This window comes from Pantoea leporis (assembly GCF_028048155.1).
Classification (GTDB): domain Bacteria; phylum Pseudomonadota; class Gammaproteobacteria; order Enterobacterales; family Enterobacteriaceae; genus Pantoea; species Pantoea leporis.
The window spans coordinates 1,360,718-1,374,950 of the sequence record NZ_JALMEU010000001.1 but is presented as its reverse complement, the minus strand read 5'-3'; the positions used below and the strand labels follow the sequence as shown (position 1 = coordinate 1,374,950).

The window sequence follows — 14,233 nt, the reverse complement described above, 5'->3', positions numbered from 1 at the left end:
CGACTCTTTAGTGGGCCATCATGTTGTAGTTGAGGTTCCACATAATCCACAGTGAGCCTACGACAACAATCAAGATGATGAGTGCTGAGAAGACAATGGCCACCATGTTCCAGCCACCTTCTGATTTGCTGTCTAAGTGCAGGAAGTAGACCAGGTGAACCAGCACCTGAACTACCGCACACACCAGAACCACACCCAGAATAGTGCCGTGTGAAGCGCCGCCATCCATGACCATCCAGAACGGAATACCGGTCAGGATGATAGAGAGGACGAAGCCGATCATGTAAGACTTCACGCTACCGTGAGAAGCGCCATGTTCGTTAACAGAATGACTCATTACATGGCTCCCATCAGGTAGACAACGGTGAATACGCAGATCCAAACCACATCCAGGAAGTGCCAGAACAAGCTCAGGCACATGATACGGGTGCGGTTGGTTGCAGTCAGACCACGTTTAGAAATCTGGAACATCATCACTGCCATCCAGATCAGGCCAGAGGTCACGTGCAGACCGTGCGTGCCGACCAGCGTAAAGAACGCTGACAGGAAGCCGCTGCGATCGGGACCGAAGCCTTCTTTGATCAGGTGATGGAATTCATAGATTTCCATGCCGATAAAGCCCGCACCGAACAGGAAGGTCAACGCTAACCAGCTGATGACCGAGCCCTTGTTCTGGTTGTTCATCGCGATCACTGCCATACCATAGGTAATGGAGCTGAGCAGCAGCAGCGCGGTTTCGACCAGAACGAACGGCAGTTCGAAGATGTCTTTACCTGCCGGGCCACCGGCAGTGTTATTGACCATAACTGCATAGGTCGCAAACAGGGTTGCGAAGATAATGCAGTCACTCATCAGGTAGATCCAGAAGCCAAAGACTTTATTGGCTCCTGCATCGTGATGCCCATGCTCCGCATGGGCGTCGTGGTGGTGTTTTGCAGTTTCAATTGACATTATTTCAGACCTGCTTTGCTGATTTCGTCAAAGTGCTTCTTCTCGATCTGCTCGACTTCAGCAACCGGTACGTAGTAATCCACGTCTTCATCGAAGCTCTTCACAATCCAGGTGATGATGGTGCCCACGAAGGTGAGGCCAGCCAGCCACCAGATATGCCAGATCATGGCGAAACCGAATACAGTCATCAGAGCCGCGATAACAACAGCTGCGCCACTGTTTTTCGGCATATGAATTTCTTCATATTTTTCTGGCTGCTTGTACGCTTCGCCTTTCTCTTTCATTTCCCAGAACGCATCGCGCTCATGGATATGCGGGATAACAGCAAAGTTGTAGAACGGCGGCGGTGAAGAGGTTGCCCACTCCAGCGTACGTCCACCCCACGGGTCACCGGTCAGATCACGGTTCTGGTCGCGGTCACGCACAGAAACGTAGAACTGGGTAACCTGGCACAGGATACCGCAAGCGATCAGCGCCGCACCGCCTGCTGCAACCACCAGCAGTGAGTGGAACTGAGGATCGATATCCTGGCTGATACGACGCGTCATGCCCATGAAGCCCAGCGCATACAGCGGCATGAATGCCACGAAGAAGCCGATGATCCAGAACCAGAACGCGCGGATACCCCATTTTTCATTCAGCGTGAAGCCGAACGCTTTCGGGAACCAGTAGGTCACGCCAGCCATACAACCGAACACCACACCACCGATAATCACGTTATGGAAGTGCGCGATCAGGAACAGGCTGTTGTGCAGAATGAAGTCCGCACCTGGAACCGCCAGCAGAACACCTGTCATACCACCAATAGAGAAGGTAACCAGGAAGCCGATGGTCCACAGCATCGCTGAGTGGAACTCAACGCGACCCTGATACATGGTGAACAGCCAGTTGAAGATTTTCACGCCGGTCGGGATAGCGATGATCATCGTCATGATACCGAAGAAGGCGTTTACGTTCGCGCCCGCACCCATGGTGAAGAAGTGGTGCAGCCAAACAATGAACGACAGAACGGTAATCGCGATGGTCGCCCACACCAGAGAGGTGTAACCGAACAGACGCTTTTTAGAGAAGGTCGCCGTGACTTCAGCGAAGACACCAAACACAGGCAGAACCAGGATGTACACTTCCGGGTGACCCCAGACCCAAATCAGGTTGACGTACATCATCATGTTACCGCCCATTTCATTGGTGAAGAAATGGAAGCCAAGGTAACGGTCAAGCGTCAACAGTGCCAGCGTAACGGTCAGTACCGGGAACGCAGCGATGATCAGGACGTTAGTACACAGTGATGCCCAGGTGAATACCGGCATTTTGAACAGGTCCATGCCCGGCGCACGCATCTTCAGAATGGTAACGAAGAAGTTGATACCGGTCAGTGTCGTACCGATACCGGACAGCTGGAGACTCCAGATCCAGTAATCGACCCCGACGCCAGGACTGTACTCCGCACCCGAAAGCGGCGGATAAGCCAACCAGCCGGTCTGTGCGAACTCGCCCACACCCAGAGAGATGTTCACCAGGATCACACCGATCGCGGTAAACCAGAAGCTCAGGTTGTTCAGGAACGGGAAGGCAACGTCACGAGCACCGATTTGCAGCGGTACCGCGATGTTCATCAGACCTACCACGAACGGCATCGCCACGAAGAAGATCATGATCACGCCGTGAGCGGTGAAGATCTGGTCGTAGTGGTGCGGCGGTAGTATGCCGGCTTCCCCAGCGGAAGCCATCACTTGTTGGGTACGCATCATTACCGCATCGGCAAAGCCGCGCAGCAACATGACGAAAGCCATGATGATGTACATGATACCCAGTTTTTTGTGGTCAATGGAGGTGAACCATTCTGACCACAGGTACTGCCACTTACCAAAGTAGGTAATCGCAGCAACCAGCGCCAGACCACCTAAGATGATAGCGGCGACCGTAACCACGATAATGGGTTCGTGGTATGGCACTGCATCCAGTGTTAATTTTCCGAACATCGTATTATTCCTCGGCTCCCGCGGAAGCGGCGTGACTCATGTCCATGCCTTTATGTTCTGGCATGTCCATCTTCCCGTGGCTCATCATGAACTTATCAATCACTTGCTTGAACAGTTCTGGATTTGCCGTTGAGAAATATTCCACCGGGTGATTTTCGCTTGGCGTAGCCAGTTTCTCGAAATCATCCATGGTGTTCAGCGCGTTAGGTGCCGCTTTAACTTTGGCAACCCACTGCTGGAATTCCGCATCGTCTTTAGTTGCAATGGCTTTGAACTTCATGCCAGAGAAACCACGACCACTGAAGTTCGCAGAGATACCGTCAAATGTTCCTGGCTCGTTGGCGATCAGATGCAATTTGGTCTGCATACCGGCCATCGCATAAATCTGGCTGCCGAGAGTAGGAATAAAGAAGGAGTTCATCACGGAGTTGGAGGTGATCTTGAAGTTCACCGGAGTGTTTGCCGGGAAGGCAATCTGGTTGACGGTTGCAATACCCTGTTCCGGGTAAATGAACAGCCATTTCCAGTCCAGTGCCACTACGTCGATCTCAACCGGTTTAACGTCAGAAACCAGCGGTTTGCTCGGCTCCAGCGCGTGGGTTGATTTCCAGGTCAAAACGCCGAGGAAGATAATGATCAGGATCGGAATGGTCCAGACCACGGCTTCCACTTTGTTTGAGTGTGACCAGTTAGGGCTATAAGTTGCGTTAGTATTGGTTGCCCGATATTTCCAGGCAAAGAATACTGCCATGAAGACTGCCGGGATAACTACGATCATCATCAAGCCGAAAGCTGTCAGAATCAACGAACGTTGCTCCAGTGCAATCTGTCCTTTGGGATTTAACAACGCACTATCGCAGCCACTGAGTAATACAGCGCCTGCAATTAATGACAAAATCCCCAAACTTTTATTGTATTTACTGAGTCTCATTTAACGACCTCAATGACAAAGGGCTCTATTGTCGTTTAAGTGTGCGCGCATTTTACGGGAAGGTTTATGCAGTGTAAACCAGCTTAAGGATGTGTCAGAAGGCTGTTGACACCTTTTGCTAAGGGTGTCACAGATGTTACGCAGGGTGACAAATTATTAACTGCGACAAGCAGTTGGCATCAATATAACAAAAACCAATGGTAGAAACCGCAGAAAAACCAGGGAAAGTATAAACCGTACTCTTAATACTCATTTATTTAACATTTCTGCATCATTTCGGCGATGACTTTTATACAAAGTAATTGCGCACCGGATTTAAATATTCGCTCGCAGTTGTTAATTTAATGTTTCTAATTCGCTTTAAAAAAAATGCTATTGGGAAAATGAGCAACTGATATTTTTAGCCCATTATTTCGTTATGAAAATTGGCTTACTCAACCCAGATTTTCCCGCGCCGCTTTTTTTAATGCCAAACTATCCAAAATAACCCCGAGTGCGACCGCCAACAGCGCAAATGCCATGCCGGCTTCAAACATTGGCGTAAGTAGCGCATTAATCTGCACAACGCCGCTGGCGTGAAGGGCTAAGGCCAGCAACCACAAGGCCAGCAAGCCGCAGCCGATGCTAAACAGACGCACCGTCCAGCGGTAACCTTGCGGCCACAAGCTGCGCATCACAAACTCCCCGCTTTGCTGCATGCTATGTAAAGTGCCGCGACACAGCCATAACAGCAGTAATCCCGGTACGCCAGCAAACACGGTGAAAGCATAGAAGGTCGGCCAGCCCCACATTTCAACCAGCCAACCGGCGGCGGGACCGACGTAAACGCGGCCCACGGCGGAGAGGGCAGAGAGCAGTGCGAACTGCGTCGCCGAGAAGGATTTGTTGCACAATGTCATCAGCAACGCGACAAAGGCCGCGGTGCCCATGCCGCCGCACAGGTTTTCAATGAAGACCGCGCTGGCCATGCTCCACAAGTGCGGTGGCGTTACCGCCAGCAACCAGTAAGCAAAATTCGACACCGCTTGCAGCACGCCAAAAATCATCAGGGCGCGGAACAAACTCAGGCGCTGCATCAGCACGCCGCCATACAGCGCACCAATAATGGTGGCCAACAAACCCAGCGTTTTGTTCACCAGACCGACATCGCCCGCGCTAAAGCCGACGCCGCGAATCAGGAAGGTGGTGGTGAGCGAGGCGGCAAATGCATCGCCAAGCTTGTAAAGGATAATTAGCGTGATCAGCAGCCAGGCATTGTTACGCTGGAAGAAGTCTTTCAGCGGGAATGTCACGGCCTGGCGTAGCGAGTGCGGTTCGCGCGCTGGCGCCACCGGTTCTTTCGCCAGCAACGTGGCGATCAGGCCCGGCACCATCAGCAGCGCCATTAGCCAGTAAGTGGCTTGCCAGCCGAGGTAGCGATCCGCAATCCACAGCGCCAGTCCGCCTGAAATCAACATCGCCAGACGATAGCCCAGCACGGTGATTGCCGCGCCGCTGCCGCGCTCCTCCGGCGGCAGCACATCGGTTTTCCAGGCATCAAACACGATATCCTGTGAAGCCGAACAGAAGGCAACCAGCACCGCCAGCGCGGCCAGCAGCGTTAAGTCACGCGAAGGCTGCATAAAGCCCATCGCAATAATGCCGCCAATCAGCGCCAACTGCGTGACCAGCAGCCAGCCGCGACGGCGGCCAAGAAACGGTGGCGTATAGCGATCCATCATCGGCGACCACAGGAACTTAAACACGTAAGCCTGACCGACAAGGGAGAAGAAACCGATGGTTTTCAGGTCAACATTCTCTACCGTCATCCACGCTTGTAATGTTCCGGCGGTTAACGCCAGCGGTAAGCCTGAGGCAAAACCCAGCAGCAGCAATACCGCCGCATTACGTTGGGTAAAAATTCGCAGATAGTGAGATGTCATAGCCAACCTGAAATGAAGCCCGGCTGAGAGTCGCCGGGCAAAATACTGCGGAAATTAGCGGGCGTTCTGCTTAATGAAGTTGTGAACGCTGGTGTCCTGCGCCATATCAGCAATCACGTCACTCAGGGTTGAGTTAACCGCGTTGGTGATCTTCGCGTTGGTGGCGGTAAACGCGCCTTCTACGCTGTAAGTCTGGCGATAGTTTTTCACCTGCTTGTTACCGTTTTTCGCGGTGGCGATGATGGAGATATCCGCCTTGGTGGTAATGCTGTAGCGCACGTTGCCTTGGGTCACATCCGCATACAGACCATTCACCACGATCTGCAGATCAACGGCACCGCTTGGGCCGATCATGTAGCCGCGTGACGTCATCTGCTTCTCTAACACTTCCTGCAGCAGGAAACGCAGGTCGCGTGATGGTGTCAGCGTGATCAACTGACCATCGCGGTTTACTTTGGCCAGCGCCTGATCGGAACGTTGATCGGCACCGTTAACGCTGATGGTGACGCCCATCAGGCTTGGATCTTGCTGCGGTAATTGAATCTTCGGTTGAATATCCAATGTGGTGTTGTTGCTGGCACAGCCGGCCAAAATAAAAGCAGCCAGCAGAGGGAATAACAGTTTTTTCAACATACTCATTCTCGTTAGCATATGGGTTGGTTTGCAAAACTGCGGCCATCATAGCATTGCGCAGCGGTGAAAAAAGCCCCGGGCCAATGGAAATTGATTGTAAAGGCTTTTTTCGGACAGGATGAAACGCCAGCCAGTTGACCTGAGAGATAAGCAAGTTACTATGCGCAGCGCTGGCGGATTTATTTACGGCCAACCTGCGGAAGCGGTGAAAAACCTACTAATATTTAAACAGATGGGCACAGCGCTCGCCGGAAAGGAGTGTTAATCATGATTCGCGAACAAATAGAAGAAAAGTTGCGTAACGCTTTCGAGCCTGCACATCTTGAAGTGCATGATGAAAGCTACCGTCATAACGTGCCCGCCGGTTCTGAAAGTCACTTTAAAGTGGTGATTGTCAGCGATCGATTTACCGGTCAGCGCTTTCTGCAACGTCATCGCGCTATTTATGGCGAACTGGCAACCGAATTAGCGGGCAGCGTACACGCGCTGGCACTGCATACCTACACGCAAAAAGAGTGGGATGGATTACAGGATACGGTTTTGGCCTCGCCGAATTGTCGCGGCGCGGGAACGCTCGCCTGAATTCCCTTTTTACTCATCCTTAAAAACGGCCTGCGGGCCGTTTTCTTTTCATTTATTACACTCAAACGCGATCTACGGCGCAAAAAAGCAGCAAAACCGCTAAAAAGTGGTGAGTTTGCAGCCTCGACTCATTCCAGCGATGCCGCTATAATGCTGCGTCTATTTTTCCGGAATGTCTTCGGGACGCTTCTGGTGACAGGGATTTGGTTCTGCCTGCAGAGGCCGTCCCGGTTGTTGGATACGGCGCATTTTATGTGTGGTGTCTGAAGTTGACCGAGCACGTGATTTTTTGAGGTAACAAGATGACAGTTTCAGTAGAAACCACTCAGGGTCTGGGCCGTCGCATTTCGATTACTGTTGCAGCTGACAGCATCGAAAGCGCAGTAAAGAAAGAACTGGTGGAAGTGGCTAAGAAAGTCCGTATCGACGGTTTCCGTAAAGGCAAAGTGCCGGCACACATCATTTCTCAGCGCTACGGTGCTTCTGTTCGCCAGGACGTGCTGGGCGAGCTGATGACGCGCAACTTCGTTGACGCCATCATCAAAGAGAAAATCAATCCGGCTGGCGCACCAAACTATGTGCCGGGCGAATATAAAGAAGGCGAAGACTTCACCTACGCGGTTGAGTTCGAAGTGTATCCAGAAGTTGAGCTGAAAGGCCTTGATGCAATCGAAGTTGAGAAGCCAGTGGTAGAAGTGACTGACGCTGACGTTGATACCATGCTGGAAACCCTGCAGAAGCAGCAGGCGACCTGGAAAGAGAGCGATGCCGCAGCGACAGCTGAAGATCGCGCGACCATCGACTTCAGCGGTTCTGTTGACGGCGAAGAGTTTGAAGGCGGCAAAGCCTCTGACTTCGTGCTGGCAATGGGCCAGGGCCGTATGATCCCAGGCTTCGAAGAGGGCGTTGTTGGCCACAAAGCCGGCGAAACCTTCACTATCGACGTGAAATTCCCAGACGATTACCATGCAGAAAACCTGAAAGGGAAAGATGCGAAGTTCGAAATCGTGCTGAAGAAAGTTGAAACTCGCGAACTGCCAGAGCTGACTGAAGAGTTCATCAAGCGCTTTGGCGTGGAAGATGGTTCAGTTGCCGGTCTGCGTGCTGAAGTGCGTAAGAACATGGATCGCGAGCTGAAAGGTGCTATCCGTAACCGCGTCAAGACGCAGGCAATCGACGGTCTGGTTAACGCCAACGACATCGATGTTCCGGTTGCGCTGATCGACAGCGAAATTGACGTTCTGCGTCGTCAGGCTGCACAGCGTTTTGGTGGCAACGAGAAGCAAGCGCTGGAACTGCCACGCGAACTGTTCGAAGAGCAGGCTAAACGTCGCGTCGTTGTGGGTCTGCTGTTGGGCGAAGTGATTCGTATCAACGAACTGCAGGCTGACGAAGATCGCGTTAAAACGCTGATCGAAGAGATGGCTTCTGCGTACGAAGATCCGCAGGAAGTGATCGAGTTCTACAGCAAGAACAGCGAGCTGATGAACAACATGCGCAACGTGGCTCTGGAAGAGCAAGCGGTTGAAGCGGTACTGGCGAAAGCGAAAGTGACCGATAAAGCCACTAACTTCCAGGAACTGATGAACCAGACCTCTGCGGCCTGATTCACTCGTTAACCATTAGTGCTAAGCCCGTGACTGAAAAGTCGCGGGCTTTTTCGTTTCTGGCGCCAAATACACCGATTTGCCCTCTATTTGCTTAATTAATCGGCAAATTATCCGCTAAGCTCTTTTTCCGTGTTAGCGAATGGGCAAAAGGTTGTTATGCTTGAAACAACTGGGCAGCATCCCCAGATACAGGGAGAATGCATGAAAACAGTGAGACTGACTGATTAACCGTCTTGTTACTGCGGAGTGAGACTGCAGCGCATAGTTTTCCCGGCGCGCCTCACGTAAAATCGGTACAGAATGTTGCCAATGAAATTTATCAGGAGACGGTAATGTCATACAGTGGCGATCGTGAATTTACTGCACCGCACATGGCGCTGGTGCCAATGGTGGTCGAACAAACCTCGCGCGGCGAGCGTTCTTACGACATCTACTCTCGCCTGCTCAAAGAGCGTGTGATCTTCCTGACTGGTCAGGTTGAAGATCATATGGCTAACCTGATCGTGGCGCAGATGCTGTTTCTGGAAGCTGAGAATCCTGAAAAAGACATTTATCTCTACATTAACTCGCCAGGCGGCGTGATTACTGCTGGGATGTCGATTTATGACACAATGAAGTTTATCAAGCCGGATGTCAGCACCATCTGTATGGGGCAGGCTTGTTCAATGGGTGCGTTCCTGCTGACAGCAGGCACCAAAGGTAAACGCTTCTGCCTGCCTAATTCACGTGTGATGATTCATCAGCCGTTGGGCGGCTATCAGGGTCAGGCGACGGATATTGAAATCCATGCGCGCGAAATCCTGAAAGTGAAGCAGCGCATGAATGAGCTGATGGCTGAGCACACTGGCAAATCGCTGGAAGAGATTGAACGCGACACTGAGCGCGATCGTTTCCTCTCTGCGGGCGAAGCGGTTGAGTACGGTTTGGTTGACTCAATCCTGACGCATCGCCAATAAGACACATCTGTCTGCCCCTTACGCTATAGTTAACGGGTAGCAGGCAGATGGGTTGAATGCATATCGGCCGTTGATGTACGGCCAGCGCCGTACAACAAATTTGGTCTGAGAAAGAAAAGAGGTTAGCTGATGACAGATAAGCGCAAAGACGGTTCAGGTAAGTTGCTGTACTGCTCTTTCTGCGGCAAAAGCCAGCATGAAGTCCGTAAGCTAATTGCCGGGCCGTCAGTGTACATTTGCGATGAGTGCGTTGATCTTTGCAACGACATCATTCGCGAAGAGATTAAGGAAGTTGCGCCGCACCGCGAGCGTAGCTCACTGCCGACGCCGCATGAAATCCGCCATCACCTTGATGACTATGTTATTGGTCAGGAAAGGGCGAAGAAAGTGCTGGCAGTAGCGGTGTATAACCACTACAAACGCCTGCGCAATGGCGATACCAGCAACGGTATTGAACTGGGCAAAAGTAACATTTTGCTTATCGGTCCAACCGGTAGCGGTAAAACACTGTTGGCCGAAACGCTGGCGCGCTTGCTGGATGTGCCCTTCACGATGGCGGATGCCACCACGCTGACCGAAGCGGGTTATGTGGGTGAAGACGTTGAAAACATCATCCAGAAGCTGCTGCAGAAGTGTGATTACGACGTGCAGAAAGCGCAGCGCGGCATTGTCTACATCGATGAAATCGACAAGATTTCTCGTAAGTCTGACAACCCGTCGATCACCCGTGACGTCTCGGGCGAAGGCGTACAGCAAGCGCTGTTGAAACTGATTGAAGGCACCGTGGCTGCTGTACCGCCGCAGGGCGGACGTAAACATCCGCAGCAGGAGTTCTTGCAGGTTGATACCTCCAAGATTCTGTTTATCTGTGGTGGCGCATTCGCCGGTCTCGACAAGGTGATCTCCCAGCGTGTTGAAACCGGATCCGGCATCGGCTTCGGCGCAACCGTGAAGGGGAAATCCCAGAAGGCGAGTGAAGGCGAATTGCTGTCTCAGGTTGAGCCAGAAGATTTGATCAAGTTTGGCCTGATTCCTGAGTTCATCGGTCGTTTGCCGGTTGTGGCAACGCTGAGCGAACTGAGTGAAGAAGCGCTAATTCAGATCCTGCGTGAGCCGAAGAATGCGCTGACCAAACAGTATCAGGCGCTGTTCAATCTGGAAGGCGTAGAACTGGAATTCCGCGACGAAGCCTTAACGGCAATCGCTAAAAAAGCGATGTCACGTAAAACCGGTGCGCGTGGTCTGCGTTCTATCGTTGAAGGTGCGTTACTTGAAACTATGTACGACCTGCCTTCGATGGATGACGTTGAAAAAGTGGTGATTGATGAATCAGTCATTGAAGGTCAATCCGAGCCGATGTTGATTTATGGAAAGCATGAAGCCCAGGCTTCTGGTGAATAAATAAACAATTGCACCACGTTGTTATCTTAAAAAAGGGGAAAAATCTTTCCCCTTTTGTTTTTCTCTCGCCAGTGACATTGAATGTCGTATAAGCATCCCCATATACTCAATATCCTGTGGGTTTAACTGCAAAACCTCTATTGCGCGGTACCCATCACCTGGCGGACATTAAACTAAGAGAGAGCTCTATGAATCCTGAGCGTTCTGAACGCATTGAAATCCCCGTGTTGCCGTTGCGCGACGTGGTGGTTTATCCGCACATGGTAATTCCGTTGTTTGTTGGCCGGGAAAAATCGATTCGGTGCCTCGAAGCCGCGATGGATCATGATAAAAAGATCATGCTGGTTGCACAGAAAGAGGCTTCAACGGATGAACCTGGCATTAACGATCTCTTCTCAGTAGGGACCGTCGCTTCTGTATTGCAGATGCTGAAACTTCCAGATGGCACGGTAAAAGTGCTGGTCGAAGGTTTACAACGCGCGCACATCACCACGCTGGCTGATAATGGCGACCATTTTGTTGCCCAGGCCGAATACCTTGTCTCGCCAGAAATTGAAGAGCGCGAGCAGGAAGTGCTGGTGCGCACGGCCATCAACCAGTTTGAAGGCTACATCAAGCTCAATAAAAAAATCCCACCTGAGGTCTTAACCTCCCTCAACAGCATCGACGATGCGGCTCGTCTGGCCGATACCGTCGCAGCGCATATGCCGCTGAAACTGGCTGATAAACAGTCCGTGCTGGAGATGTCCGACGTCAATGAACGTCTGGAATATCTGATGGCGATGATGGAATCAGAAATCGATCTGCTGCAGGTTGAGAAGCGTATTCGCAACCGCGTTAAAAAGCAGATGGAAAAAAGCCAGCGTGAGTACTATCTGAATGAGCAAATGAAAGCCATTCAGAAAGAGCTGGGCGAAATGGATGATGCGCCGGATGAGTACGAGGCGCTGAAACGTAAGATTGAAGCGGCCAAAATGCCGACCGAAGCGCGTGAAAAAGCCGAAGCTGAGCTGCAGAAGCTGAAGATGATGTCGCCGATGTCTGCAGAAGCGACCGTGGTGCGTGGCTATATTGACTGGATGGTTCAGGTTCCGTGGGTGGCGCGCAGCAAGGTGAAAAAAGACCTGCGTAAAGCGCAGGAAACGCTGGATATCGACCATTACGGTCTGGAGCGCGTCAAAGATCGCATCCTTGAGTATCTTGCGGTGCAAAGTCGCGTTAGCAAAATCAAAGGCCCAATTCTGTGCCTGGTTGGACCGCCGGGCGTGGGTAAAACCTCGCTGGGACAGTCGATTGCTAAGGCCACCGGGCGTAAATACGTGCGTATGGCGCTGGGTGGCGTGCGTGATGAAGCGGAAATCCGCGGACATCGTCGTACCTACATCGGTTCTATGCCTGGCAAGCTGATCCAGAAAATGGCGAAAGTGGGCGTCAAAAACCCGCTGTTCCTGCTGGATGAGATCGACAAAATGTCTTCTGACATGCGTGGCGATCCGGCTTCAGCGCTGCTTGAGGTGCTGGATCCTGAGCAGAACATCGCGTTTAACGATCACTATCTGGAAGTGGATTACGATCTCTCTGACGTTATGTTCGTGGCGACCTCAAACTCCATGAACATCCCAGCACCGTTGCTTGACCGTATGGAAGTGATTCGTCTCTCCGGTTACACCGAAGATGAAAAGCTGAACATCGCGAAGCAACATTTGCTGCCGAAGCAGATTGAACGTAATGCGCTGAAAGAGAAAGAGATCACCGTCGACGATAGCGCGATTGTTGGCATCATCCGCTACTACACGCGTGAAGCGGGCGTGCGTAGTCTGGAGCGCGAACTCTCCAAGCTGTGCCGTAAAGCAGTCAAAGCGCTGCTGATGGATAAGTCGAAAAAGCACATCGTGATCAACGGCGATAATCTCAAGGATTTCTTGGGCGTGCAGCGCTTTGATTATGGTCGCGCAGAGAGCGAAAGCCGTGTAGGTCAGGTGACCGGTCTGGCGTGGACGGAAGTGGGCGGCGATCTGCTGACCATTGAAACCGCCTGCGTACCAGGTAAAGGCAAGCTGACGTACACCGGTTCGCTGGGCGAAGTGATGCAGGAATCAATTCAGGCCGCGCTGACTGTGGTGCGCGCGCGTGCAGAGAAACTGGGCATCAACGGTGATTTCTACGAGAAACGCGACATCCACGTGCACGTACCAGAAGGTGCGACACCGAAAGATGGCCCGAGCGCCGGTATCGCTATGTGCACCGCGCTGGTGTCTTGCTTAACCGGTAACCCGGTGCGTTCTGATGTCGCAATGACCGGTGAAATCACCCTGCGTGGTCTGGTTCTGCCGATTGGTGGCCTGAAAGAGAAGTTGCTGGCGGCACACCGTGGCGGCATCAAAACCGTGCTGATCCCGGACGAAAACAAGCGCGATCTGGAGGATATTCCCCAGAACGTGATTGCCGATCTCGAGATTCATCCGGTGAAGCGTATTGAAGAAGTGCTGAACCTGGCACTGGAAAATGCGCCTTACGGCATGCAGGTTGCGACCGCAAAATAGTGATTAGCGGCATAAACCGCTAAAAAGCGAAGCTGGCAGGCAAAATGGTGCTTGCCAGCTTTTTTTTGTGCCGCTAACTTAGTGGGCTGCTGGATCAACGATTAAGATGAATACCGTTGTTTCAGCTCCACAGGCTTGATATAACTGGCTGCGCGTTCGCACCGGGCGGGAAGCACGGGTGCGATGTGAATAATAAAAGAGGGGATGAAGAGAGTGAATAAGTCACAGTTGATCGACAAAATTGCTGCAGATGCTGACATTTCTAAAGCGGCAGCGGGACGTGTTTTAGATGCATTCATGGACTCCGTTACCGAAGCTCTGAAGGGCGGTGATGAAGTGGCACTGGTTGGTTTCGGTACTTTCTCTGTACGTGAGCGTGCAGCTCGTACAGGCCGTAACCCACAAACGGGTAAAGAGCTCACCATTCCGGCTGGTAAAGTTCCGGGCTTCCGTGCTGGTAAAGCACTGAAAGATTCCGTCAATTAATGACCGCTGATACATCCATTGAAGCATTTTCTTCCGTGGATTGAGGACGCAAAAGCCGTTCTCATGTAACATACGGGCACATCATTTTTGATGTGCCTTTTTTATTCTTGATGCGCGGCGATAGCCTTTGGTTGTTGTCTCCGCATGGTTGCCAACTGCCAGCCTGAACAGCAGTTGCACGATGATGACATCGTGTTAGAGCTTTACATTCACACTACAGCGGAGTGTTGTCATAC

General features: G+C 51.9%; 12 protein-coding genes. 6 read left to right on the top strand and 6 right to left on the bottom strand.

The genetic code is table 11. The annotated features are described in order from the left end of the window. Positions 1–7 precede the first annotated feature (7 nt). The 6 genes from MWH02_RS06525 to MWH02_RS06500 form a co-directional block, all read right to left on the bottom strand. Complete coding sequence (locus MWH02_RS06525; protein ID WP_007886986.1) at positions 8–337, bottom strand: cytochrome o ubiquinol oxidase subunit IV; 330 nt, start codon at positions 335–337, stop codon at positions 8–10. Next, complete coding sequence (locus tag MWH02_RS06520) at positions 337–951, bottom strand: cytochrome o ubiquinol oxidase subunit III (protein WP_192414027.1); 615 nt, start codon at positions 949–951, stop codon at positions 337–339. The genes MWH02_RS06525 and MWH02_RS06520 overlap by 1 nt, the downstream gene beginning before the upstream one ends. Then, positions 951–2,933, bottom strand: a complete 1,983-nt coding sequence (gene cyoB, locus MWH02_RS06515) for a cytochrome o ubiquinol oxidase subunit I (protein WP_101762427.1) — start codon at positions 2,931–2,933, stop codon at positions 951–953. The genes MWH02_RS06520 and cyoB overlap by 1 nt, the downstream gene beginning before the upstream one ends. 4 nt (positions 2,934–2,937) lie before the next feature. Continuing rightward, a complete protein-coding gene (gene cyoA / locus MWH02_RS06510; RefSeq protein ID WP_101762426.1) occupies positions 2,938–3,864 on the bottom strand; it encodes a cytochrome o ubiquinol oxidase subunit II in 927 nt (308 codons plus the stop codon). A 434-nt stretch (positions 3,865–4,298) separates the two neighbouring features. Next, complete coding sequence (gene ampG, locus MWH02_RS06505) at positions 4,299–5,786, bottom strand: muropeptide MFS transporter AmpG (RefSeq protein WP_271460109.1); 1,488 nt, start codon at positions 5,784–5,786, stop codon at positions 4,299–4,301. 54 nt (positions 5,787–5,840) lie between these two features. Continuing rightward, on the bottom strand, positions 5,841–6,419 hold the full coding sequence (locus tag MWH02_RS06500) for a lipoprotein (RefSeq protein WP_007886975.1): 579 nt from the start codon (positions 6,417–6,419) through the stop codon (positions 5,841–5,843). Between the two features lie 267 nt (positions 6,420–6,686). On the opposite strand from MWH02_RS06500, the gene bolA reads away from it, so the two are divergent. The 6 genes from bolA (at position 6,687) to hupB (ending at position 13,997) form a co-directional block, all read left to right on the top strand. Then, entirely contained in the window at positions 6,687–7,001 is a 315-nt protein-coding gene (gene bolA / locus MWH02_RS06495) for a transcriptional regulator BolA (protein WP_008103937.1), read from the top strand. Between the two features lie 302 nt (positions 7,002–7,303). After that, positions 7,304–8,608 carry a trigger factor gene (gene tig / locus MWH02_RS06490; RefSeq protein WP_008103935.1) on the top strand — a complete coding sequence of 435 codons (1,305 nt, stop codon included), beginning with the start codon at positions 7,304–7,306 and terminating at the stop codon, positions 8,606–8,608. Positions 8,609–8,943: 335 nt separating this feature from the next. Then, positions 8,944–9,567 (top strand): ATP-dependent Clp endopeptidase proteolytic subunit ClpP, encoded by a 624-nt coding sequence (gene clpP, locus MWH02_RS06485; RefSeq protein ID WP_007886971.1) that lies wholly within the window; start codon positions 8,944–8,946, stop codon positions 9,565–9,567. Positions 9,568–9,696: 129 nt separating this feature from the next. Beyond that, the gene (gene clpX, locus MWH02_RS06480) at positions 9,697–10,968 is read left to right on the top strand and encodes an ATP-dependent protease ATP-binding subunit ClpX (protein WP_008103932.1); all 1,272 of its coding nucleotides are present in this window, start codon (positions 9,697–9,699) and stop codon (positions 10,966–10,968) included. Between the two features lie 188 nt (positions 10,969–11,156). Further along, positions 11,157–13,511 carry an endopeptidase La gene (gene lon, locus MWH02_RS06475; protein ID WP_101762422.1) on the top strand — a complete coding sequence of 785 codons (2,355 nt, stop codon included), beginning with the start codon at positions 11,157–11,159 and terminating at the stop codon, positions 13,509–13,511. A gap of 213 nt (positions 13,512–13,724) precedes the next feature. Beyond that, entirely contained in the window at positions 13,725–13,997 is a 273-nt protein-coding gene (hupB, locus tag MWH02_RS06470; protein WP_036648244.1) for a nucleoid-associated protein HU-beta, read from the top strand. The last annotated feature ends 236 nt before the right edge of the window (positions 13,998–14,233 follow it).